A 21,486-nucleotide genomic window follows, 5' to 3' on the forward strand; every position below is an offset into this window, starting at 1 on the left:
CCAACGGCGAGCGTGACACGATCGTCACCGACGGATTGACGGGGAGGTCGGAGCCGCGGTGGTGCGCATTGAGGTCGAGCGCGCGACGACGCGCGACATGCGCCGTCGCAACCGCTCCACGCTGCTGTCCGAGCTGTTCTTCCGCGGCCCGCTGAGCCGCCACGACCTGAGCCGGATCACCGGGCTCAGCGCGGCCACGGCCAGCAGCGTCACCGCGGAGCTGCTGCACGAGAACCTGATCATCGAGGCCGGGCAGATCGAGTCCGACGGCGGTCGCCCGCGCGTGCTGCTGCGGGTCAACCCCGGCTTCGGGCGGCTGGTCGGCGCGGACGTCGGCGAGACCGGGGTCAAGGTCGAGCTGTTCGATCTGTCGATGGCCCGGCTGGCCACGGTCGACGAGCCGCTGCCCTCCTCGCGCCCCGATCCGGCCGCCGTCGCCGGGCAGCTCGAGGCCGGCATCCGCGCGGTGCTCAAGGACACGGCCCCGGACGAGGTGCTCGGCATCGGCATCGGCGTTCCCGGCACCGTCGAACAAGCCGACCCGCCCCGGGTGTACGCCCCGACGCTCGGCTGGCGCGGCGTCTCCTTCCACGACCTGCTGCGCGAGCGGGGCATCGACGCGCCGCTGTTCGTCGAGAACGGGGCGAAGACGCAGGGCCAGGCCGAGATGTGGTTCGGGGCCGGCCGGGGCGCCGGCAACGCCGTCATCGTGCTGGTCGGTTCGGGCGTCGGGGCGGCCGTCATCACCAACGGCACCGTGTACCGCGGGGCCAGCAGCAGCGCTGGCGAGTGGGGCCACACCACGGTCGTCTACGGCGGCCGGCAGTGCCGCTGCGGCGCCCGCGGCTGCCTGGAGGCCTACGTGGGCGCCGAGGGCATCCTGGAGCGGTACCGCACCCTGGACCCCGCCACGCCCGCCGCCGACGGCGAGGTCGCGGACGTCGCCGCCCTGCTCGCGGCGGACACCCCGGCCGCGGCGGAGACCCTGGCCGAGACGGCCGGCATGCTCGGCGCGGGCATCGGCAACCTGGTCAACCTCTTCAACCCGGAGAAGGTCGTGCTCGGCGGCTGGGCCGGCGTGGCCCTCGGCGCCCGCGTGCTCGACCGCATCCGGGAAGCCGCCCGCGAGCAGGCCCTTGAGCACCCGTTCGGCCAGGTCTCGATCGAGCTGTGCGAGCTCGGCCCGGACGCGGTCGCCTTCGGCGCGGCCACCCTGCCGATGGCGGAGATCCTGCGCCGCGCCTCGCGGCTCTGAACCTGAAACACCGCACGGCAGCGCTGAAACAAAGCATCCCCTGCGCCACGCCCTGTTCACGGGCGGTGGCCAGCCCTAAGCGGTCCTTAATGGCACCCCTTTTTTTGCCTCTTTTATTGACGCGTGATGTTTCCGGTCATAGCCTGCCCTCAATCTGGAAGGGCGCTTAACAGATAGTCGACCGCCCAATCGACCGCCCGACCGGAGCCACCCTCGCGAAAGGCTCCTCCATGGCAAGAACCCGCCTGCTCCGCCGCGGCGTGATCGTCGCCGCCGCCCTCGCCGTGGTCGGCGTGGTCGGCGTCGTGGCGATGAACTCGGCGTCCGCCGCGACCGTCGGAGCGATCACCGGCTACGGCGGCAAGTGCGTCGACGTGGCCGCGGCCAGCTCGGCCAACGGCACCCAGGTGCAGCTGTACACGTGCAACGGCACCAACGCCCAGCAGTGGACCATCGGCGACGACGGCACGATCAAGGCCCTCGGCAAGTGTCTCGACGTCAACGCGGCCAGCTCGGCCAACGGCACCAAGGTGCAGATCTACGACTGCAACGGCACCGCCGCGCAGCAGTGGAGCCGCAACAGCGACGGCACCCTGCGCTCGCTCGGCAAGTGCCTGGACGCCACCGGCCCCAGCTCGGCCGACGGCACCAAGCTGCAGATCTGGGACTGCTTCGCCAGCGCCAACCAGAAGTGGACGCTGCCGGGCGGCACCACCAACCCGACCACCGGTGGCCCGACGACCAAGCCGCCGACGTCCAACCCGCCCACGAGCAACCCGGCGATGGGCGCCGCGCCGTACGCGTACCTCGGCTGGGGCAACCTGCCCGACCCGCGGACCATCATGAGCGCGACCGGCATCAAGTGGTTCACGATGGCGTTCATCCTGTCCAACGGCGCCTGCGACCCGCTGTGGGACGGCTACCGGCCGCTGACCGGCGGGCAGGACCAGACCACCATCAACAACATCCGCGGCGCCGGCGGTGACGTCGCCGTGTCGTTCGGCGGGGCCAGCGGCCCGTGGCTGGAGCAGACCTGCAGCAGCGCGAGCGCGCTCGCCGCGGCCTACCAGAAGGTCATCAACGCCTACGGCCTCAAGGCGATCGACATCGACATCGAGGGCACGGTGTACAACAACCCGACCCTCCAGCAGCGCACGATCGACGCGCTGAAGACGGTCAAGGCCAACAACCCCAACACCGCCGTCTACGTCACGTTCCCCAGCGACCGCAGCGGCCCGGACTCCTCGATGATCAACCGGGCGGCGGCCAGCGGGCTGACCGTCGACGCGTGGACCATCATGCCCTTCGACTTCGGCGCGGCCGGGCAGAACATGGGCAACCTGACGATCCAGGCCACCGACGGGCTGAAGAACGTCGTCAAGAACGCCTACAAGTACACCGACGACCAGGCCTACCGGCACTCCGGTATCTCGTCGATGAACGGCATCACCGACGTCGGCGAGACGGTCACCGTGGCCGACTTCCGCACCATGCTGGCCTACGCCCAGCAGCACCACCTGGCCCGGTTCACCTTCTGGTCGGCCAACCGCGACCGGCCCTGCAACGGCGGCAGCACCAACGACGACACGTGCAGCGGCGTCTCCCAGGGCGCCTGGGACTACACGAAGGTCATCGCGCAGTACAAGGGATAGAGGACGCGGTGCCCCGGTAAGCGGACGGCCGGGGGCACCGGCACAGGGAGGGTGGGCCGGTCAATTCACCCGAGACCGGCCCGCCCTCTCCCCGGGGCTGGCATGGATCAGGGATTCAACGGGCTCGCGGCACGCATAGGTTGCTCTTCGTCCATTGAAGACAACCCGCGTTTTCGCGGTACCACATAAAGGAATTCCCGATGAAGCGCCTCCTGCCGATCGTCTGCGCCGTGCTGGTTCTCACCGCCGCTTGTGGCGACGACAAGAAGGAAGCCCCCAAGACCGACACCGCCGCCGCGTCCGCACCCGCGTCCGCGGCGCCCGCCTCCGCCGCGCCGTCCAGTTCGAAGAAGGGCACGGCCGGCAAGCTCGAGTTCTCCACCGTCGGCAAGATGACCGGAGAGCTGTTCACCAAGGACCCCGACTGCCCGTTCGGCCAGTGGGACGCCAACTCCACCGGCGTGGACGCCAAGTACCGCTCGTCCGTCGCGAGCTTCAAGCAGTTCGACTGCTACATGAAGAAGAACGAGTCGCTGCCGCACCGCGGGCAGCAGGCGATCTTCGTGGAGTTCAAGGCGGCCAACGCGGCCAAGGCGTACGCGAAGGACCAGGCCTCGATGTACCCGACGCTCATCGTCGGCAGCACCGTGGTCGTGGGCGGCACCGGGCTCGACAAGACCGACATGAAGGCCTGGCTGCAGTCGGTCAACGAGACGGCCGGTGGCGCGGGGGAGATCCTCGCCTGAGCCACGGGTTCTGGGGTGGGTGAACGCTCTTCGCAACCCACCCCAGAAGGGACCCGCAGTGACCTCCCGCCTGAGAATCTGGCTCGGTGCCACGGCGACCGTCGTGGTCGCCGCCGGCGTCGGCGTGTTCGCGATGGCGAACGCCTCGGCCGCCACGGTCGGGCCGATCACCGGCTACGGCGGCAAGTGCGTCGACGTGGCCGCGGCCAGCTCCGCCAACGGCACCCAGGTGCAGCTCTACACCTGCAACAACACCAACGCCCAGCAGTGGACGGTCGGCGACGACGGCACGATCCGCGCGCTCGGCAAGTGCCTGGACGTCAAGGCGGCCAGCTCGGCCAACGGCACCAAGGTGCAGATCTACGACTGCAACGGCACCGCGGCCCAGCAGTGGTCGCGCAACAGCGACGGCACGCTGCGCTCGCTCGGCAAGTGCCTCGACGCGACCGGGCCGTCCTCGGCCGACGGCACCCCGCTGCAGATCTGGGACTGCTTCGCCAGCGCCAACCAGAAGTGGACGCTGCCGGGCGGCACCACGACGCCGACCTCCAACCCGCCGACGTCGAATCCGCCCAACAACGGCAACCCCGACCTCGGGCCGAACGTGTCCATCTTCGACCCGTCGATGTCGGCCGCCACCATCCAGAGCAAGCTGAACTCGGTCTTCAACGGCCAGCAGAGCAACCAGTTCGGGTCCCAGCGCTACGCGCTGCTGTTCCGCCCCGGGACGTACAACGTCGACGCCAACGTCGGCTTCTACACCCAGGTGGCCGGCCTCGGCCTGTCGCCGGACCAGGTGACGATCAACGGCGCGGTGCACGCCGAGGCGGACTGGTTCCAGGGCAACGCGACCCAGAACTTCTGGCGCTCGGCCGAGAACCTGTCGGTCAACCCCACCGGCGGCACCGACCGCTGGGCCGTCTCGCAGGCCGCCCCGTACCGCCGCATGCACGTGCGCGGCAACCTGCAGCTCGACGACGGCGGCTGGTCCTCCGGCGGCTGGATCTCCGACTCGGCGATCGACGGGCAGATCCGCTCCGGCTCCCAGCAGCAGTGGATCACCCGTAACTCCACCATGGGCAGCTGGACCGGCTCCAACTGGAACATGGTGTTCGTCGGCGACACGAACGCGCCGAGCGGCAACTTCCCCAGCCCGCCGTACACGCGGGTGGCGAGCACCCCGGTGGTGCGGGAGAAGCCGTTCCTCTACGTCGACGGCGGCGGCAACTACCAGGTGTTCGTGCCGAGCCTGCGCAGCAACTCGACCGGCAACTCGTGGCAGGGCGGCAGCACCGCCGGCAACTCGCTGCCGATCAGCCAGTTCTACATCGTGAAGTCCGGCGCCACCGCGGCCTCCATCAACGCGGCGCTGGCGGCCGGCCAGAATCTGCTCTTCACCCCCGGCGTGTACCACGTCAACGACACCATCCGGATCACCCGCCCGGACACCGTGGTGCTCGGCCTCGGCCTGGCCACGATCGTGCCCGACAACGGCGTGACGGCGATGACGGTCGCCGACGTCGACGGCGTCAAGATCGCGGGTGTACTGTTCGACGCCGGCACCGTCAACTCGCCCGTCCTCCTGGAGGTCGGCCCGAGCGGCTCGGCGGCGAACCACGCTTCCAACCCGACGTCGCTGCACGACGTGTTCTTCCGCATCGGCGGCGCCACGGTCGGCAAGGCCACCGTGAGCCTGCGGATCAACTCCAACAACGTGATCGGCGACCACACCTGGATCTGGCGCGCCGACCACGGCAACGGCGGCACCGTCGGCTGGAACACCAACACGGCCGCCAACGGGCTGGTCGTCAACGGCGCCGACGTCACGTTCTACGGGCTGTTCGTCGAGCACTACCAGCAGTACCAGGTGATCTGGAACGGCAACGGCGGGCGCACCTACTTCTTCCAGAACGAGATCCCCTACGACGTGCCGAACCAGTCGAGCTGGTCCAGCGGCGGCGGGGCGCAGGGCTGGGCGGCGTACAAGATCGGGACCGGCGTCACCACGCACGAGGCCTGGGGGCTGGGCAGCTACTGCTTCTTCTCGACCAACCCCAGCGTGGTGCTCGGCCACTCGTTCGAGGTGCCGCAGACCGCGGGCGTCAAGTTCCACGACATGGTGACCGTCTCGCTGGGCGGCACCGGCACCATCTCGCACGTCATCAACAACACCGGCGCGGCCGTGAACTCGGGGCACCAGGTCGAGAATCTGGTCAACTTCCCGTAGGGCGCACCAGGTGGCGGGGGGCGTGGGTGGGCCGCGCCCCCCGCTGGGGAGCGACCGGAGGGAGCGCGAAATACTGGCCCGGTGCCGACCGTGCTCATTCTGGGCGGCACCGGGGAGGCCCGGCGGCTGGCCTCGGTGCTGCCGCCGACGTACCGCGTGATCTCCTCCCTCGCCGGCCGCGTCGCCGACCCGGCGCTGCCGGCGGGGGAGGTTCGCATCGGCGGCTTCGGCGGCCCCTCGGGTCTCGCCGCCTACCTGCAAGCCGAGCACGTCGACGTGGTGGTGGACGCGACCCACCCCTTCGCGGAGCAGATCTCGGCAAATGCGGCCATCGCTTGTGCGGGGACGAACAAACGCTTGATTGTTTTGCGGAGACCCGGCTACTCCGGGACCTTCCGCCGAACACCGTCGTTGCAGGCCGCGGCTGACCTGCTGCCGACGCTCGGCCAACGCGCGTTCATCACGACGGGCCGTCAGGGAATCGGAAATTTCCGGAATGTCGAAATGGCGTGCCTCGTGCGCTGCGTCGAGCCGCCCGAGCCGCTGCCGCCCAACTTCCACGTGATCCTGGCCAGAGGACCGTTCACAGTGGACGGTGAGCTCAACCTCATGCGAGCGCACCGCATCGACGTGCTCGTCACCAAGGACAGCGGCGGCGCCATGACCGAGGCCAAGCTCGAAGCGGCGGAAAGCCTGGGGATTCCGGTGGTGGTCGTCGACCGACCCCCGGTCACCCCAGGCGTACCTATCGCGTCCACAGTGGACGAAGTGCTACGACTGCTTGCGTAGCCAGTACGTCAGCCCCGCCGCCTCCTGCACGTCCGCACCCGCCCACGGCGAACCGGCCCCGAACGACGTGGCCAGCACCTCGTCGGCGATCGCGGAGGCGTGCTCGGACAGCGCCGCCGCGGTCTCGTCGTCCGAACTGGCATAGCCGACCTCGATCCGGTCCACCACCTCGAGGCCGGAGGACTTCCGCGTCTCCTGCACCTGCCGGATCACCTCGCGGGCGATGCCGGCCCGGCGCAGCTCCGGTGTGATGTGCAGGTCGAGCGCCACGGTCGCGCCGGCGTCGCTCGCGACCGCCCAGCCCTCGCGCGGGGTCTCGGTCAGGAACACGTCGTCGCGCTCCAGCGGGATCGGCTCCCCGTCGACGGTCACGGTGGCCGTGCCCGACTCGCGCAGCGACGCCGAGAGCGCCCCGGCGTCCGCGGCGGCGATGGCCTTGGCGATCTCCTGGACGCGCTTGCCGTACCGCTTGCCGAGGCTGCGGAAGTTGGCCTTGGCCGTGGTGTTCACCAGCGAGCCGGTCAGCGGCTCGACCGCCTGCACGTTGAGCTCCTCGGTGAGCTGCTCCAGCAGCGCCGCGTCCAGGGCGGGCGCCGAGACGAGGACCCGGGCCAGCGGCTGGCGGGTCTTCACGGTCGCGTCGGCCCGGGCCGCGCGGCCCAGCTCGACCAGGCGCCGCACGAGCGCCATCTCCTCCGACAACCGCTCGTCGATCAGCGTCGGGTCCGCGGTCGGGTAGGCCGCCAGATGTACCGACTCCGGCGCATCCGGCGTCGTGGGCACGACGAGGTCCTGCCAGACCCGTTCGGACACGAACGGCGTGATCGGCGCCATGAGCAGCGTGACGGTCGTGACCGCCTCGTGCAGGGTGGCCAGCGCGGCCGGGTCGCCGCGCCAGAACCGGCGCCGGGCCCGCCGCACGTACCAGTTGGACAGGTCGTCGACGAACGCGGCGAGCAGCCGCCCGGCCTTCTGGGTGTCGAAGGCGGCCATCGCCGCGTCGACCTCGCCGACGAGCTGGTTGAGCTCGGAGACGACCCAGCGGTCGAGCACCGGCCGCTCGGCCACCGGCACCGACTGGTCCGGGGTCCAGCCGGCCGTGCGGGCGTAGAGGCTCTGGAACGCCACGGTGTTCCAGTAGGTCAGCAGGACCTTGCGCACGACCTCCTGGATCAGGGTGTGCCCGACCCGCCGGGCCGACCAGGGCGAGCCGACCGCGGCCATGAACCAGCGCACCGCGTCGGCGCCGTGCCGCTCCAGCAGCGCCATCGGCTCCAGGATGTTGCCGAGGTGCTTGGACATCTTGCGGCCGTCCTCGGCCAGGATGTGGCCGAGGCAGACGACGTTGCGGTAGCTGGACCGGTCGAAGACCAGGGTGCCGACGGCCATCAGCGTGTAGAACCAGCCGCGGGTCTGGTCGATCGCCTCGGAGATGAAGTCGGCCGGGTAGCCCGCCTCGAACCGGGCGGCGTTCTGGTGCGGGTACCCGTACTGCGCGAACGGCATCGCCCCCGAGTCGTACCACGCGTCGATCACCTCGGGCACCCGGTGCGCGGTGCCGCCGCACTCCGGGCAGGGCAGGGTGACCTCGTCGATGTACGGCCGGTGCGGGTCGATGTCCGTCACGTCCCGCCCGGCCCGCTCGGACAGCTCGGCGAGGGACCCGACGCAGGTCAGATGCCCCTCCTCGCACCGCCAGATCGGCAGCGGGGTGCCCCAGTAGCGGCTGCGGGACAGCGCCCAGTCGACGTTGTTGGTGAGCCAGTCGCCGTACCGCCCGTGCTTGATCGACTCCGGGTGCCAGTTGGTCGCCTCGTTCTCCCGCAGGAGGGCGTCCTTGATCTGCGTGGTGCGGATGTACCAGGAGGGCTGCGCGTAGTACAACAGCGGGGTGTGGCACCGCCAGCAGTGTGGGTAGCTGTGCTCGTAGGGGAGATTCCGGAACAGTTTGTGGTGCTGCTCGAGATCGGCGACCAGAACCGCGTCGGCGTCCTTGAAGAACATCCCGCCGACGAGCGGAAGGTCGGCGTCGAAACGCCCGTCGGGCTGGATCGGGTTCACCATCAGCAGGTCGTAGGCCCGGCAGGTGGCGAAGTCGTCGGCGCCGAACGCGGGTGCCTGGTGCACCAGGCCGGTGCCGTCCTCGGTGGTCACGTAGGTGCCGAGGACCACGAAGTGCGCGCCCTCCATCGGGACCAGGTCGAACGGGCGCCGGTACGTCCAGCGCTCCATCTCCTTGCCGGTGAACGACTCGCCGGTCGCGGTCCACCCCTCGCCGAGCGCCTTGCCGACCAGCGGCTCGGCCACGACCAGGCGCTCCGTGCCGTCGGTGGCGACGACATAGGTGACATCCGGGTGTACCGCCACCGCCGTATTGGACACGAGCGTCCACGGCGTCGTCGTCCACACGAGCAGCGCCGCGTCGTCGACCGGCCCCGAGGTCAGCGGGAAGCGCACGAAGACCGACGGGTCGACCACGTTCTCGTAGCCCTGGGCGAGCTCGTGGTCGGACAGCCCGGTCTGGTCGCGCGGGCACCAGGGCGAGACCCGGAAGTCCTCGGCCAGCAGCCCCTTGTCGAAGATCTGCTTGAGCGACCACCAGACCGACTCGATGTACTGCGGATCCATGGTCCGGTAGGCCCGGTCCATGTCGACCCAGTAGCCCATCCGCTCGGTCAGCCGCCCGAACGCGTCGGTGTGCCGGGTGACGGACTCGCGGCACTTCGCGTTGAACTCGGCGACGCCGTAGGCCTCGATGTCCTGCTTGCCGGTGAAGCCGAGCTCCTTCTCGACGGCGAGCTCGACGGGCAGGCCGTGGCAGTCCCAGCCGGCCTTGCGGGCGACGTGAAAGCCCTTCATCGTCTTGTACCGCGGGAACACGTCCTTGAACACCCGCGCCTCGATGTGGTGGGCGCCGGGCATGCCGTTCGCGGTCGGCGGCCCCTCGTAGAACACCCACTCCGGCCGCCCCTCGGACTGCGCGAGGCTGCGCCCGAAGACATCGCGCGCCTTCCAGAGCGCGAGCACCTCATGGTCCACCGCGGACAGGTCAACCTGCGCAGGTACCGGCCGATACATGACGTTGTGCCCCCTTCGAAACCCGACTGACCAGTCTAAGCCGACGGCGGCGTGGCGCGGTTTGGGGATACGGCGACCGAGGCGCGCCGCATATCGTTTGGGTACACGACGGCGACATCCAAGGGACGGATACGACATGAGCGACTACGACGACGGCGGCCAGCTCGACCAGGGCTACACCGGCGACGAGCAGCCCGATCTCGGTGGCCCGGACACCGACTACAGCCACTTCGCCGCCGGCCAGGAGCACTCGGCGATGGACCAGTTGCACGCCGACCACGGCTCGGAGACCGACCTCGAGCAGCAGTTCGGCGTCTACGGCCACGACTTCTCCCAGCACGAGACCAGCGCGCTCGAGCAGGGCCAGCACGTGCAGTACAGCGCCGGCTACGACGAGGGCGAGCAGCCCTCCTTCACCGGCGGCGACATCAACGACCTGGAGAGCCGCCTGAGCGGCCTGGGCGGCAGCGACGAGGAGACCGGCTCGGCCGGCCTCGGGGTCGCCGACCGCTGACCCGCGCCTTCGACCACCCGGCCTGGCCTATCTGCGCCCGGCCGGGTTCAGGTCGAGCGCGATGTCGACGAGCAGGTCCTCCTGCCCGCCGACGAGGCCGCGGCGGCCCGCTTCGAGCAGCAGCGTGCGCACGTCGACGCCGTACCGTTCGGACGCGCGCTCGGCGTGGCGCAGGAAGCTCGAGTACACGCCCGCGTAACCGAGGGTGAGCGTCTCCCGGTCGACCCGCACCGGCCGGTCCTGCAGCGGCCGCACCAGGTCGTCGGCCGCGTCCTGCAGCGCGAACAGGTCAGCGCCGTGCTCCCACCCGTCGAGCGCGGCCGCCGCGGCGAACGCCTCCAGGTTGCAGTTCCCGGCCCCGGCCCCGTGCCCCGCCAGCGAGGCGTCGACCCGCACCGCGCCCGCCGCCACCGCCGCCAGGGAGTTGGCCACGGCGAGCGACAGGTTGTCGTGCGCGTGGATGCCGACCTCGGTCCCCGGGTCCAGCAGGTCCCGGTAGGCCCGGACGCGCTCGGCGATCCCGCGGGGCGTCAGATGCCCGCCGGAGTCGGTCACGTACACGCAGTGCGCGCCGTACGACTCCATCAGCCGCGCCTGGGCCGCCAGTTCGCCCGGGGCGGCCAGGTGGCTCATCATCAGAAACCCCGACACGTCCAGCCCGAGCTCGCGCGCGGTCGCGATGTGCTGGGCGGCGATGTCGGCCTCGGTGCAGTGGGTGGCGATCCGCACCGAGCGCACCCCGAGCGCGTGGGCGGCGCGCAGGTCGCGGACGGTACCGATGCCGGGCAGCAGCAGCGTGGTCAGCCGGGCGCCGGTGACGGCTCCGGCGACGGCCGCGATCCAGTCGGCGTCGGTGTGGCTGCCCGGCCCGTAGGTCAGGCTGGTCCCGGCGAGCCCGTCGCCGTGCGCGACCTCGATCGCGTCGACCCCGGCCGCGTCCAGCGCGCTCGCGATCGCCGCCGCCGTCGCCGGGTCGAGCCGGTGCCGGGTCGCGTGCATGCCGTCGCGAAGTGTCACATCCTGCAGATAGACTTTCATCGCGCGACCATCCCCTCGCCGACCCGGACGGCGGCGGCGGTCATGATGTCGAGGTTTCCCGCGTAGGGCGGCAGGTAGTGCCCGGCCCCCTCCACCTCGAGCAGCACCGTGACCTGGTGCGTGACCCCGGCGGCGAGCGTGGACACGTCGTCGCGCAGCGGCTCGACCTGCACGGGTTGCTTCAGCCGGTACCCGGGCACGTACGCGGCGACGCTCGCCACCATCGCCTCGACCGCCGCGGTCACCTCGCGCGCCGCGCCGCCGTCGAGGGCGACCAGGCAGCAGACCGTGTCCCGCATGATGATCGGCGGGTCGGCCGGGTTGAGCACGATGATCGCCTTCCCGCGCCGCGCCCCGCCGACCGTCTCGATGGCCCGCGCGGTCGTCTCGGTGAACTCGTCGATGTTGGCCCGGGTGCCCGGACCGGCCGAGCGGGCCGCGATCGAGGCCACGATCTCGGCATAGGCGACCGGCACCACCGACGCGACCGCGGCCACGATCGGAATGGTGGCCTGCCCGCCGCACGTGACCATGTTGACGTTCGCCGCCCCGCGGTGCGCCCCGAGGTTGACCGCCGGCACCACATAGGGCCCGACGGCGGCCGGGGTCAGATCCACGAGCCGGATGTCGTACTCCCCGAGCCTCGCCGCATTCGCCCGATGCGCCGCGGCGGAGGTGGCGTCGAACACCACCCGCACGTCGTCGAAGCAGTCCAGCTTCAGCAACCCGTCGACCCCGTCGGCGGTCGTCGCGAGCCCGAGCCGCGCGGCCCGGGCCAGCCCGTCCGAGCCCGGATCGATCCCCACCATGGCCAGGGGTTCGAGCACCCCGGACCCGCGCAGCAGCTTCACCATCAGGTCGGTCCCGATGTTCCCGGAGCCGATGACGGCGGCGCCGGCGCTCACGTGAAGACCGCCGCGACGGTACCGAGGCCCGTGATGGTGGCTTCATAGCGTTCGCCGGCGGCGACCGGGACCATCGGGCCCAGCGCGCCGGAGAGCACGATCTCCCCGGCCAGCAGCGGGCGGCCCAGGTCGCGGGCGGTCGCGGCCAGCCAGGCGACGGCGTCGAGCGGGTTGCCCAGGCAGGCGGCGCCGGTGCCGGTCGAGACCACGGACCCGTCGCGGGCCATCGCCATCGTGCACGCGGGCAGGTCCAGTCCCGCGAGGGGAACCCGGGCGGCACCGAGCACGAACAGCCCGGAGGACGCGTTGTCGGCCACGGTGTCGACGATGTCGATGTCCCACCCGGCGATCCGGCTGTCCACGATCTCCAGCGCGGGCGCGACGGCCACGGTCGCCGCGGCCACCGCCTCCGGCCCGACATCGCCGCCGTCCAGGTTTTCGCCGAGCACGAACGCGATCTCGGCCTCGATCCGCGGCTGCAGCAGCGATCCGGCGTCGATGGGCGCCTCGCCGGAGCGGTCCATCCACGCGAGCAGCGTGCCGAAGTCGGGCCGGTCGACGCCGAGCTGCGCCTGCACCGCGGGATTGGTCAGCCCGACCTTCCGCCCGACGACGGGGGAGCCGTCCGCCGCGACCCAGGCCGCCTGCACCGCGTACGCGGCGGCGATGTCCTTGGCCGGCAACAGCCCGCGCACCGGCGGGCACGGCACCCCGCCGGCCCGCGCCTCCAGGAGACACGACAGCGCGTCCACGTCACCTCACCTCGAACGTTGTGCCGATGCCCATGCCGGTGATCCATTCCGGGACCGGTTCGTAGCTCGTCCATACCAGGGGGCGGTTCGCGGCGGCGAGGCCGATGAGCCAGGTGCGCACCTCGTGGCCGCCGGTGCCGGCGTCCTTCTCCAGGCCCTCGTCGCCCAGGCCGACCACAGCGTCCACATCGGACAATGCGAGCCGGTCCAGGAACCATGCGTCCCAGCCGGCGTTGACCGGGGCGTCGGGCCGGCCGGCCAGGGCGCGGACGCGGGGCTCGCGGGCGGCCGAGAACGCCGCGACGTCCCGGCGGCCGTGGATCATCGAGGCGCGCCGGTCGGCCGGGACCGCCGGGTCGCGCGGGTCGTTGGACGGCAGCCAGTGCGAGAGGCCGCCGCTCGCCACGAGCAACACCCTTCCGTGGTACGCCGAGCCGCTGATCGCCGCGCCCAACGCCCGGCCCAGCTCGACGCAGCGGCCGAGCGGGGGCAGCGGGGGAGCGGCGGTATTGACGACCAGGGGGACGAGGGGGAGTTCGGCGCCGCCGCGGACCATCTCGTAGCTCTGCACGATGCCGTGGTCGACGGTCAACGCGAAGGACAGCGCCACGTCGAACGCGCCGGCCAGCCCGTCGCGGACCGACCAGGCGAGCTCCTCGGCGACCGGGAGGCGGCCGCGGCGGCTGTCGAAGTCGCCGAACGCGTGCACCGCCTCGACGCCGAGCACGAACGGCGGCATGGCGTCGTAGAAGTTGGCGTGGAAGTGGTCGGGGCCGATGACGACCACCGCGTCCGGGGCCAGGGCTCGCACCGCCGCGGCGACCCGGTGCGTGTCGGCCAGGAACCGTCCGCCGGGCGCCCGTGGATCGGTGGGCGGCATCATCGTCGCGAACGGCGAGTGCGACATCCCGACCAGCCCGACGATCTCGCTCATGCCGGATCCTGGTGGTCGAGCAGGAATTGGCGGTGCCGCTGCAAGTACAACTGCGGCTTCTCCCACTGCGGCCAGTGCCCGGCGTCCTCGATGACCGTGAGCCTGGCATCGGGCAGCCAGCCGAGCAGCAGGCCGGCCTCGTCGAGCCCGCCGGTCGGGTCGTGGTCGGTCCACAGCAGCAGGGTCGGTGCCGCGATCTTCCCGACCCAGGACGGGTCCCACGCGAAGTCCCGCCGGATCGCCGGGTCCTGCAACACGAGCGTGTTCTCGATGGCGCGGAGGAAGCCGGGCCGGGAGTACACCTGGCGGCGCAAATCGACGAGCTCGTCGGTGACCATCTCGGTGTGGTGGAACAGGAACTCGACCCGGCGGCGGACGGTCGCGTCGCTCGGGTCGCGCACCGCGGCCAGGGTCGAGGCCTTGAGCCGCTCCATCACCGCGGGCTTGTTCGCGATGTTCCCGGGCGTGTTCAGCACCAGCCGGTCGACGCGCTCCGGGTGGTGGGCGGCGGTCCAGGCGGCGACCCAGCCGCCGAGCGACTCCCCGGACAGGTGCGCGGTCGCGATGCCGAGCGCGTCGAGGAGCCCGACGAGGTGCGCGCACAACACATCGATCGTGTACGGCCGGTCGGGCAGATCCGACCACCCGTGCCCGACCATGTCGTACGCGGTGACGGTGAAGTCCCGCGCCAGCCCGGCGATGTCCCGCGCATAGGCCTCCAGGTGCCCGCCGGTGCCGTGCAGCAGGACGAGGTCGGGGCCGCGGCCGGCGCGCAGCACCCGGGTCCGCACGCCGGCCACGTCGACGTGCCGCAGCTCGTGGTCGGTGCCGGCCAGCTCGCCCCAGATGGAGATGTGCTCGGGCAGGTCAGTCATGTGCGCTCCTCCGGGCCTCGTCGATCGACACCAGCCCGGCGCTCTGCCGGCGGGCGATGCCCAGCGCGGCCAGCAGCCGGGAGTTCTCGATGGTCAGGAACTCGACCGGCTCGTCGGCCGAGTCGTTGTAGTGCCGGTGCCACGTCCACGGCGGGGTGTAGACGAAGTCGCCGGTCGCCCACGCCTCGGTCTCGTCCTCGACCTCGCTGTGCCCGCGCCCGGCGATCACGTAGTGGACGGTCTCGTGGTAGTGCCGCTGCATGTCGGAGCTCTCGCCCGGCGGGATGGTCTGCCGGAAGATCTCGAACGTGGCCGTCGGCAGCTTCCCGGCGATCCGCAGCGTCGTCGGGTTGTGGATCTGCCCGGCCGGCAGGGTCTCCAGTTCGTCGTCGTGCACGACGACCGGGCGCGCCTGGCTGGGCCTGACCGTGTCGCTGATCGCGCCGAGGAACTCGCCGAGGTTGAAACCCGCTCCCGAGGTGGCCATCAGATGGTTTCCGTCCTTCCGCCGTCGACCGTGAGTACGGTGCCGTTGATGTAGCTCGCCTCCGGGGATACCAGGAACGCGACGGCGGCGGCGATCTCGTCGGGCTCCCCGGCTCTTCTCGCCGGCACCTTGCCGGTGTCCTCGCGATCGAGTTCCGCGTATGGCCGGCCGGTTCGTTCGGCTCTGGCTCGGAGGATTTCCCGGCGGCGGGCCGTGTTCGTGGGGCCGGGGGCGACGCAGTTCACCGTCACACCACGGTGGGCGAATTCCTGGGCCAGCAGTTTGGCGGCGGCGGTGACTGCTGCTCGCAGTACAACCGAAATGGCCAGATCTGGTTGGGGCTGTCTGACCGCGGTTGAGGTGATGAACACGATGCGGCCGAAGCCTTTGTCCGCCATCGTGGGCAATGCGGTTCTCGCCAGTCTCAGGGGGCCGAACAGGAGCAGTTCGGCGCTCTGGTGCCAGGTGTCGTCGTCGATGTCCCTGATCCGGCCCGGGGGTGGGCCGCCGGCGTTGAGGACGAGGATGTCGTAGTCGGTTGTCTCCGACATTCGTGCAATGTCATGTTGCAGTGGGGTGGCGCCGAGCTCCGCGGCGGCCTTCCGGAGGCGGTCCTCGGTGCGGCCCATGATGGTGACGTCGTGGGTGGCGGCGAGGCGGGCGGCGATGGCGTACCCGATGCCGTTGGAGCCTCCGCCGACAAGAGCTTTGATGGCCGACCTCCTCAAAGTGCTCCGGTTCGCCTAGCCTCTCCGGTGTGACCGCCGGAACCAACGATGAGTCCCGCTGAGCGGGACGGGCCGGCCGAGGGTGCGCTGGACCGGGCCGCCGCCATCCTCGGCGCGTTCGACCCCGCGCACCGCGAGCTGACCCTGGCCGCCCTGGTCGCGCGGTGCGGGCTGCCGCGCTCGACCACGCACCGCACCGCCGAGAAGATGATCCGGCTGGGGTGGCTGGACAAGCCGGCCGAGCGGTACCGCGTGGGCAATCGCCTCTTCGAGATCGCCGGCCTGGCCCCGATCCGCCTCGAACTGCGCGAGGCCGTGCTGCCGTTCCTGCAGGACCTGCACCACGCCACGAAGATCACCGTGCAGCTCGGCGTGCTCGACGGCGCCCAGATCCTCGTCGTCGACAAGATCACCGGGCACCGCGCGATGCCGATGCTGTCCCAGGTCGGCGGGGTCATCCCGGCGTACTGTTCCGCGCTCGGCCGCGCCATCCTGGCCTACTCGCAGCCGGAGATCATCGACGCGGTGCTCAGCGGTTCGCTGCCGGCCCGCACCCCGCGCACCCTGACCAGCCCGGTCGCCATCATGCGCGAGCTGACAGCGGTCCCGGAGCGGGGCTGGGCGGTCGACCGCGAGGAGGGCAACATCGGCGTCAGCTGCGTGGCCGCGCCGATCTTCGGCCCGCTCGGCTCGGTGGTGGCCGCGCTGTCGGTGACCGGCCCGAGCCCCCTGGTGCGGGCCGACCGCATCGGCCCCGCGGTGCGCATGGCCGCCGCCGGCGCTTCCCGGGCGTACTCGAGCCGCCTGTAGTCCCGTTGACTGGGACTGGTCGTTGCGTCTGGCTCTTGGGGGCGCCCACGCTGTGACGACCTACGGCTTAGGGAGTCGACGATGACACTTGGCGGCGGTTACCTGCTGCCCTCCCGCGAAGGCACCCAGATCGCGGCGATCGGCCTCGGCATCACCATGAAGGCCGACGGCAAGACCACGCGCGACGCGTACTCGCTGTTCGAGTACGCCGTCCCCGCCCACACCGACGGACCCCCGCCGCACCTGCACACCCGCGAGGACGAGTCCTTCGTCTGCCTGGCCGGCAAGCTCGACTGCTTCCTGGGCGGCGAGCAGTTCACCATCGGCATGGGCGACTACCTGTACCTGCCCCGCGACGTCGTGCACACGTTCCGCAACAGCACCGACGAGGAGGCCCGGGTCATCTCGGTCGTCTCTCCCGCCGGGTTGGAGGGCTACTACCAGGCCCTGGCCGAGCTGCCGCCGGGCCCGCGCGACATCGGCAAGATCAAGCAGATCATGGCCGACTTCGGCCTGGAGCTCCAGCTCCCGCCCGAGGTGAGCTGACCATGCGCGTCGCCGTGATCGGCGCGGGCGTGGCCGGCCTGAGCACCGCCAAGGTCCTCAAACAGGCCGGCCACGAGGTGACCGTCTACGAGAAGGCCCCGGACGTGGGCGGGGTGTGGAGCGCGACGCGGCGGTACCCGGGCCTGACCACCCAGAGCCCGAAGGCGCAGTACTCCCTGTCGGACTTTCCCATGCCCCGCTCGTTCCCGCAGTGGCCAACGGGTTCGCAGGTCCAGGAGTACCTGGCGTCGTACGCCACCCACTTCGGCCTGGGCCCGTGCCTGCGCCTGTCGACGGAGGTCCTGTCGGCAACGCCGGTGCCATCGGGCGGCTGGACGCTGACGACTGCCACGGAGTCGGCCCAGTTCGACAAGCTCGTGGTGGCGAACGGCATCTTCTGCGAGCCGCTGGTCCCCGCCTTCGACGGCCTGCCCGAGTTCGTCGCGGCGGGTGGCAAGGTCCTGGCCGGCACCGAGCTGCACTCCGCTGCCGAGGCGGCCGGAAAGCACGTCCTGGTCGTGGGCTACGGCAAATCGGCGTGCGACGTGACGGTACCGGTGAGCGAGGTCGCCCTTTCGACCACGGTGATCGCCCGCCATCTGCTGTGGAAGGTCCCGCGCAAGGTCGGCGGCGTGCTGAACTTCAAGCTGCTGCTCCTGACGCGCATGGGCGAGGCCCTGTTCCGCTACCGCGTCCTGCGCGGCATGGAACGCTTCCTGCACGGCCCGGGCAACGGCATGCGCGCCTCGATGGTCAACTCGATCGGCTCGGTCTCGGTCCGCCAGTTCGGCCTGCGGGACCTGGATCTGGTGCCGCCGGGCCGGATGGAGGACATCGTCCGCGGCGCCATCGGCCTGGCCACGGAGGGCTTCTTCGAGGGCGTCACGGCCGGCCGCATCGCCGTGCGGAAGAACCGCACGATCAAACGCCTGTCCGCCGGTACCGCCGAGCTGGACGACGGCACGCTGCTCCCCGCCGACCTGATCGTCTGCGCGACCGGGTTCACCCAGGGTGTGCCGTTCCTACCGGCCGCGGTGACCGCCCGGGTGCTGGACGAGCGGGGCAACTTCCAGCTGTACCGCCAGATCCTCCCGGTGGACGTGCCGGACCTGTACTTCAACGGGTACAACTCCTCGTTCTTCAGCCCTTTGAACGCGGAGATGGCCGCAGTGTGGATCGCCGCCGACCTGGCCGGTGCGGTGTCCCGGCCGCCGGCTTCGGACATGCGCGCGGCGGTGATGGAGCAGCTGGCCTTCATGGACGAGGCGACGAACAGGCACCACTCGCGTGGCGGAAAGATCATCCCGTTCTCGCTGCACAACGTGGACGAGGTGCTGGGCGACCTGGGCCTCAACATCAGCGCGGGGGTGCGGGCGTCGCACTGGCTGAACCCGGTGAATCCGGCCGCTTACCGCCGCGTCACGCCGACTGTGCTGGGCCGCCTCCCGGCCGCCACGACGAGCACCCCCGCCGCCACCCCGATCGGCTGAGCCCCCGCCTGGCAGCACCGCCCGCCGCGCACGCACTGACCAGCGCGGCGGGCCATCCTTCGTCGCGACGCACCACACTCGCCTGCAGCCTGACCAGGAGCACGGCAGCGCTAAGCGTCGCCTCGGACCACGAGCCGATTGTCGATTCGCGCCAGTGAGAACCCGTCATCGGCAAGCGTTTTCGCCATTGTGCGCACCGCGGCGCGGGCCTTCTCACGATCTGGCTCGACCGACATAGTCGCCACGGAGAGCGTCCGCGAGCTGTTGCCACACCACGATCGACGGATGTGGCCCGGTCGATCCTGACTGCAAGAGCTCTTCCCGTTCGCTGGCATGCAGCGCACGGGCGAGTCTCTCGGTGGTGCCGTATTCGGCGATATCCGCTCCGGCGACGGCGGAGAAGACGCCGAACGGTCGTACGGCGTCGGTCGGCGCGTCGAACACCTGAACGTTGGGGCCGGCCAAGTCGACGCCATACAGCGAGAATCCGTCCAGGCGCACCTGAATGGAGTTCGTTCCATCAGACACAGAAACCGCGGCAAAGGCGGCTCGCAGCGCGAGCGTGGGGTCGGCGTAGCAGATGTACGTCCTCGTGTTCGGCCCGGACGGATCCTCGCGGAGGATCCAAGTTTCAAACTCGGCCACACCTTCGGGTCCCCGCTTCATCGTCGCAGTGCCGAACAACCCGGTGGATGTGTGATCACCCAACGCACGTCGTAGGTTCGTGGTCCCGGCGGACAGACCAGCCGCCGGGACCACGAAGTCTCACGCGGCCGCGGACTCCTCGATGAGGTCGTCCTCCGTGGCGCCGCGGCGCCAGTAGCCCGCGAACTGCACCCGCCGCTTGTCGAAGCCGCGCTCGTGCACCAGATGCTTGCGCAGCGCCCGGATCTCGCCCGACTCGCCGGCGATGAACGCGTACGGCGTCCCCGGCGGCAACTCGGCCGTGCGCACCGGGTCCAGCAGCCCCGAGGGGCAGTGCACGCCGGAGACGCAGCGCGGTTCCGAGGCCGAGACGAAGGCGTGCACCGGCAGCGCCGAACCGACCCAGGAACGGATCGCGTCCAGCGCGGGCACCGCCGTCTCGTCGCCGGCCAGCAGGATCCACTCCGTGTCGGCCGGCGGCTGGAAGTCGACGCCGCCGTTCTCCGCGACGGTCGGGCCGAGGACCAGCAGCGTGTCGCCGACCTGGACGGACGAGGCCCACTGGATCGCCGGGCCGCCGCCCGGGTGCAGCGCGAAGTCCACGTCGAACTCGTGGTCCCGGGTCGCGGCCACGGTGTACGTGCGCATGACCCCGCGCACGGCCGGATCCAGCTTGCGCCAGTCCAGGTACCACTCGTCGGTCCGCGGCACGATTGCCGTGGACTGGCCGGGGGCCGGGAAGAACAGCTTGAACCGCTGGTCCCGGCCGCCGCTGACGAACGAGGACAACGTCGGGCCGGCGAAGGTGACGCGGACGGCGTGGGGGGTCAGGGGCTCGTGCCGTACCACGGAGACATCGAAGAAGTCGTAGGTCACGACGCGACCTTCTTGGCTCCCGTCAGCGCCTTGGCCAGGGTCTCCAGGGCGCCCGCGCAGCCCGTGTAGCTGAACCGGGGCTCGCTCTGCCACGGCACGATCTGGCCCGCCTTGACCGCCGGGAGGTTGGCCCAGGTGGGCTTGGCGGTCAGGTCCTTGGGCTGCAACGCCTGGGCGCGGTTGTCGAGCAGGATCACGTCGGCCTTGTACTTGTCCGCGTTCTCCCAGCTCAGGTTCTCGAAGTAGCCGCCGCTGACCGCGGTCGGGGCGATCACCTCGACGCCCAGTTCCTGGTAGTAGCTCAGCTCGCCGTAGACCTTGGGGTCGGAGACGTACAGCAGGTCGGGGCTCGCCGAGGCGGCCAGCACCTTGAGGCCGCCGTTCGCCTTGACCGCCGCCTTGACCGCCTCGGCCGCGGTGTCGAAGCGGGCCTTGCCGGCCGCCGGGTCGCCGCCGAGGGCCTTGGCCAGCGCGGCGTACCGCTCGATGACCTTCGCCAGCGACGTGCGCGACACGGTGAGGCCGACGCTCGGGGCCAGGGCGAGGATCTTGTCCTTGCTGTCCTCGGGGACGTACCAGAGCTGGTTCGCCTCGTACATGTTCGTGATCAGCAGCTCGGGGCGCAGGGCGGCGTACTTCTCGATGTTGAACTCGCCCCACGCGTTGCCCAGCGACTCGCTCTTGCTCGGGTCGAGGTCGCCGGCGAGCGGGTCCTTGCCGCCGTCGGCCGCCTTGACCGGGCCGAACGTGCCGGCGAAGGCGGTGACGCCGAAGTCGTGCAGCGCGGCGGCCGTGCCGACGTACGCCACGATCTTCTTCGGGGCGGCGGGCAGGCTGACGTTGGTGCCGCGGTCGTCGGTGAAGGCGAAGGGACCACCGGCGCCGCCGCTCGCCGCCGGGTCGGTGCCCGACTCGGAGGTGTCGTCCCCGCAGGCCGCGAGCGCACCGAGCGCGCCGAGCCCGAGGACGCCGGCGAGCAGGCCGCGGCGGGATACGTTCAAGGACATGGTGGGTTGCCTCTCTCTCGTTCGGCACTTAGGGTAGCCTCACTTAAGATATTCATGTCAAGGCGGTACCTTTGCACCCATTCGTGCGCCTCGCCGGCTCGGTCGGCGTCCTCGTCGTCGTCGCGGTCGCCA

At 70.9% G+C, this 21,486-nt stretch carries 20 protein-coding genes; 9 read left to right on the forward strand and 11 right to left on the reverse strand.

Going from position 1 to position 21,486, the window contains the following annotated elements; all coding sequences use genetic code 11:
- The first annotated feature begins 58 nt into the window (after positions 1-58).
- The 5 genes from ACQP00_RS12770 to ACQP00_RS12790 all read left to right on the forward strand — a co-directional run bounded on the left by ACQP00_RS12770 (position 59) and on the right by ACQP00_RS12790 (position 6,669).
- A complete protein-coding gene (locus ACQP00_RS12770; RefSeq protein ID WP_433218544.1) occupies positions 59-1,255 on the forward strand; it encodes an ROK family protein in 1,197 nt (398 codons plus the stop codon).
- A 230-nt stretch (positions 1,256-1,485) separates the two neighbouring features.
- Positions 1,486-2,907 carry a ricin-type beta-trefoil lectin domain protein gene (locus ACQP00_RS12775; protein WP_433218546.1) on the forward strand — a complete coding sequence of 474 codons (1,422 nt, stop codon included), beginning with the start codon at positions 1,486-1,488 and terminating at the stop codon, positions 2,905-2,907.
- A gap of 200 nt (positions 2,908-3,107) precedes the next feature.
- Positions 3,108-3,653 (forward strand): hypothetical protein, encoded by a 546-nt coding sequence (locus tag ACQP00_RS12780; RefSeq protein ID WP_433218548.1) that lies wholly within the window; start codon positions 3,108-3,110, stop codon positions 3,651-3,653.
- 133 nt (positions 3,654-3,786) lie between these two features.
- Positions 3,787-5,880: a ricin-type beta-trefoil lectin domain protein gene (locus ACQP00_RS12785; RefSeq protein ID WP_433223830.1), complete on the forward strand. Its 2,094-nt coding sequence runs from the start codon at positions 3,787-3,789 to the stop codon at positions 5,878-5,880.
- 81 nt (positions 5,881-5,961) lie between these two features.
- A complete protein-coding gene (locus ACQP00_RS12790) occupies positions 5,962-6,669 on the forward strand; it encodes a cobalt-precorrin-6A reductase (protein ID WP_433218550.1) in 708 nt (235 codons plus the stop codon).
- Here the strand turns inward: ACQP00_RS12790 and ileS are convergent.
- Complete coding sequence (gene ileS, locus ACQP00_RS12795; protein WP_433218552.1) at positions 6,652-9,747, reverse strand: isoleucine--tRNA ligase; 3,096 nt, start codon at positions 9,745-9,747, stop codon at positions 6,652-6,654. The two genes, ACQP00_RS12790 and ileS, sit on opposite strands and share 18 nt — an antisense overlap.
- Before the next feature lie 136 nt (positions 9,748-9,883).
- Here ileS and ACQP00_RS12800 point away from each other — a divergent pair, with 136 nt between their 5' ends.
- Positions 9,884-10,261: a hypothetical protein gene (locus tag ACQP00_RS12800; protein WP_433218554.1), complete on the forward strand. Its 378-nt coding sequence runs from the start codon at positions 9,884-9,886 to the stop codon at positions 10,259-10,261.
- Between the two features lie 27 nt (positions 10,262-10,288).
- Here ACQP00_RS12800 and dmpG read toward each other — a convergent pair whose 3' ends face one another.
- The 7 genes from dmpG to ACQP00_RS12835 are packed head-to-tail and all read right to left on the reverse strand — an operon-like array spanning position 10,289 to position 15,980.
- Entirely contained in the window at positions 10,289-11,299 is a 1,011-nt protein-coding gene (gene dmpG / locus ACQP00_RS12805; protein ID WP_433218556.1) for a 4-hydroxy-2-oxovalerate aldolase, read from the reverse strand.
- Complete coding sequence (locus ACQP00_RS12810) at positions 11,296-12,204, reverse strand: acetaldehyde dehydrogenase (acetylating) (RefSeq protein WP_433218557.1); 909 nt, start codon at positions 12,202-12,204, stop codon at positions 11,296-11,298. The genes dmpG and ACQP00_RS12810 overlap by 4 nt, the downstream gene beginning before the upstream one ends.
- Entirely contained in the window at positions 12,201-12,956 is a 756-nt protein-coding gene (locus ACQP00_RS12815) for a 2-keto-4-pentenoate hydratase (RefSeq protein WP_433218559.1), read from the reverse strand. Before ACQP00_RS12815 ends, ACQP00_RS12810 begins: the two co-directional genes overlap by 4 nt.
- Position 12,957: 1 nt before the next feature.
- The gene (locus tag ACQP00_RS12820; protein ID WP_433218561.1) at positions 12,958-13,890 is read right to left on the reverse strand and encodes a 2,3-dihydroxyphenylpropionate 1,2-dioxygenase; all 933 of its coding nucleotides are present in this window, start codon (positions 13,888-13,890) and stop codon (positions 12,958-12,960) included.
- Positions 13,887-14,765 (reverse strand): alpha/beta fold hydrolase, encoded by an 879-nt coding sequence (locus ACQP00_RS12825; protein WP_433218563.1) that lies wholly within the window; start codon positions 14,763-14,765, stop codon positions 13,887-13,889. The genes ACQP00_RS12820 and ACQP00_RS12825 overlap by 4 nt, the downstream gene beginning before the upstream one ends.
- Positions 14,758-15,252, reverse strand: a complete 495-nt coding sequence (locus tag ACQP00_RS12830; RefSeq protein WP_433218565.1) for a cupin domain-containing protein — start codon at positions 15,250-15,252, stop codon at positions 14,758-14,760. Before ACQP00_RS12830 ends, ACQP00_RS12825 begins: the two co-directional genes overlap by 8 nt.
- Positions 15,252-15,980: an SDR family oxidoreductase gene (locus ACQP00_RS12835; RefSeq protein WP_433218567.1), complete on the reverse strand. Its 729-nt coding sequence runs from the start codon at positions 15,978-15,980 to the stop codon at positions 15,252-15,254. Before ACQP00_RS12835 ends, ACQP00_RS12830 begins: the two co-directional genes overlap by 1 nt.
- A 48-nt stretch (positions 15,981-16,028) precedes the next feature.
- Here ACQP00_RS12835 and ACQP00_RS12840 point away from each other — a divergent pair, with 48 nt between their 5' ends.
- The 3 genes from ACQP00_RS12840 to ACQP00_RS12850 all read left to right on the forward strand — a co-directional run bounded on the left by ACQP00_RS12840 (position 16,029) and on the right by ACQP00_RS12850 (position 18,826).
- A complete protein-coding gene (locus tag ACQP00_RS12840) occupies positions 16,029-16,790 on the forward strand; it encodes an IclR family transcriptional regulator (protein ID WP_433218569.1) in 762 nt (253 codons plus the stop codon).
- Between the two features lie 81 nt (positions 16,791-16,871).
- A complete protein-coding gene (locus ACQP00_RS12845) occupies positions 16,872-17,336 on the forward strand; it encodes a cupin domain-containing protein (RefSeq protein ID WP_433218570.1) in 465 nt (154 codons plus the stop codon).
- 2 nt (positions 17,337-17,338) lie between these two features.
- Positions 17,339-18,826 carry a flavin-containing monooxygenase gene (locus ACQP00_RS12850; RefSeq protein WP_433218572.1) on the forward strand — a complete coding sequence of 496 codons (1,488 nt, stop codon included), beginning with the start codon at positions 17,339-17,341 and terminating at the stop codon, positions 18,824-18,826.
- Between the two features lie 213 nt (positions 18,827-19,039).
- Here ACQP00_RS12850 and ACQP00_RS12855 read toward each other — a convergent pair whose 3' ends face one another.
- The 3 genes from ACQP00_RS12855 to ACQP00_RS12865 all read right to left on the reverse strand — a co-directional run bounded on the left by ACQP00_RS12855 (position 19,040) and on the right by ACQP00_RS12865 (position 21,354).
- The gene (locus ACQP00_RS12855; protein WP_433218574.1) at positions 19,040-19,471 is read right to left on the reverse strand and encodes a hypothetical protein; all 432 of its coding nucleotides are present in this window, start codon (positions 19,469-19,471) and stop codon (positions 19,040-19,042) included.
- A gap of 120 nt (positions 19,472-19,591) precedes the next feature.
- Positions 19,592-20,347 (reverse strand): siderophore-interacting protein, encoded by a 756-nt coding sequence (locus ACQP00_RS12860; protein ID WP_433218576.1) that lies wholly within the window; start codon positions 20,345-20,347, stop codon positions 19,592-19,594.
- Positions 20,344-21,354, reverse strand: coding sequence for an ABC transporter substrate-binding protein (locus ACQP00_RS12865; RefSeq protein ID WP_433218578.1), 1,011 nt, complete (start codon positions 21,352-21,354; stop codon positions 20,344-20,346). Before ACQP00_RS12865 ends, ACQP00_RS12860 begins: the two co-directional genes overlap by 4 nt.
- Between the last annotated feature and the right edge of the window lie 132 nt (positions 21,355-21,486).

The organism is Dactylosporangium sp. CS-047395, assembly GCF_050942185.1.
Classification (GTDB): Bacteria; Actinomycetota; Actinomycetes; order Mycobacteriales; family Micromonosporaceae; genus Dactylosporangium.

Coding starts and splice junctions, on each gene's coding strand:
- dmpG (WP_433218556.1), bottom strand. CDS start 11,299: ATGAAAGTCTATCTGCAGGATGTGACACTTCGCGACGGCATGCACGCG.
- ACQP00_RS12865 (WP_433218578.1), bottom strand. CDS start 21,354: ATGTCCTTGAACGTATCCCGCCGCGGCCTGCTCGCCGGCGTCCTCGGG.
- ACQP00_RS12850 (WP_433218572.1), top strand. CDS start 17,339: ATGCGCGTCGCCGTGATCGGCGCGGGCGTGGCCGGCCTGAGCACCGCC.
- ACQP00_RS12825 (WP_433218563.1), bottom strand. CDS start 14,765: ATGACTGACCTGCCCGAGCACATCTCCATCTGGGGCGAGCTGGCCGGC.
- ACQP00_RS12775 (WP_433218546.1), top strand. CDS start 1,486: ATGGCAAGAACCCGCCTGCTCCGCCGCGGCGTGATCGTCGCCGCCGCC.
- ACQP00_RS12820 (WP_433218561.1), bottom strand. CDS start 13,890: ATGAGCGAGATCGTCGGGCTGGTCGGGATGTCGCACTCGCCGTTCGCG.
- ileS (WP_433218552.1), bottom strand. CDS start 9,747: ATGTATCGGCCGGTACCTGCGCAGGTTGACCTGTCCGCGGTGGACCAT.
- ACQP00_RS12830 (WP_433218565.1), bottom strand. CDS start 15,252: ATGGCCACCTCGGGAGCGGGTTTCAACCTCGGCGAGTTCCTCGGCGCG.
- ACQP00_RS12840 (WP_433218569.1), top strand. CDS start 16,029: ATGAGTCCCGCTGAGCGGGACGGGCCGGCCGAGGGTGCGCTGGACCGG.
- ACQP00_RS12845 (WP_433218570.1), top strand. CDS start 16,872: ATGACACTTGGCGGCGGTTACCTGCTGCCCTCCCGCGAAGGCACCCAG.
- ACQP00_RS12780 (WP_433218548.1), top strand. CDS start 3,108: ATGAAGCGCCTCCTGCCGATCGTCTGCGCCGTGCTGGTTCTCACCGCC.
- ACQP00_RS12785 (WP_433223830.1), top strand. CDS start 3,787: ATGGCGAACGCCTCGGCCGCCACGGTCGGGCCGATCACCGGCTACGGC.
- ACQP00_RS12800 (WP_433218554.1), top strand. CDS start 9,884: ATGAGCGACTACGACGACGGCGGCCAGCTCGACCAGGGCTACACCGGC.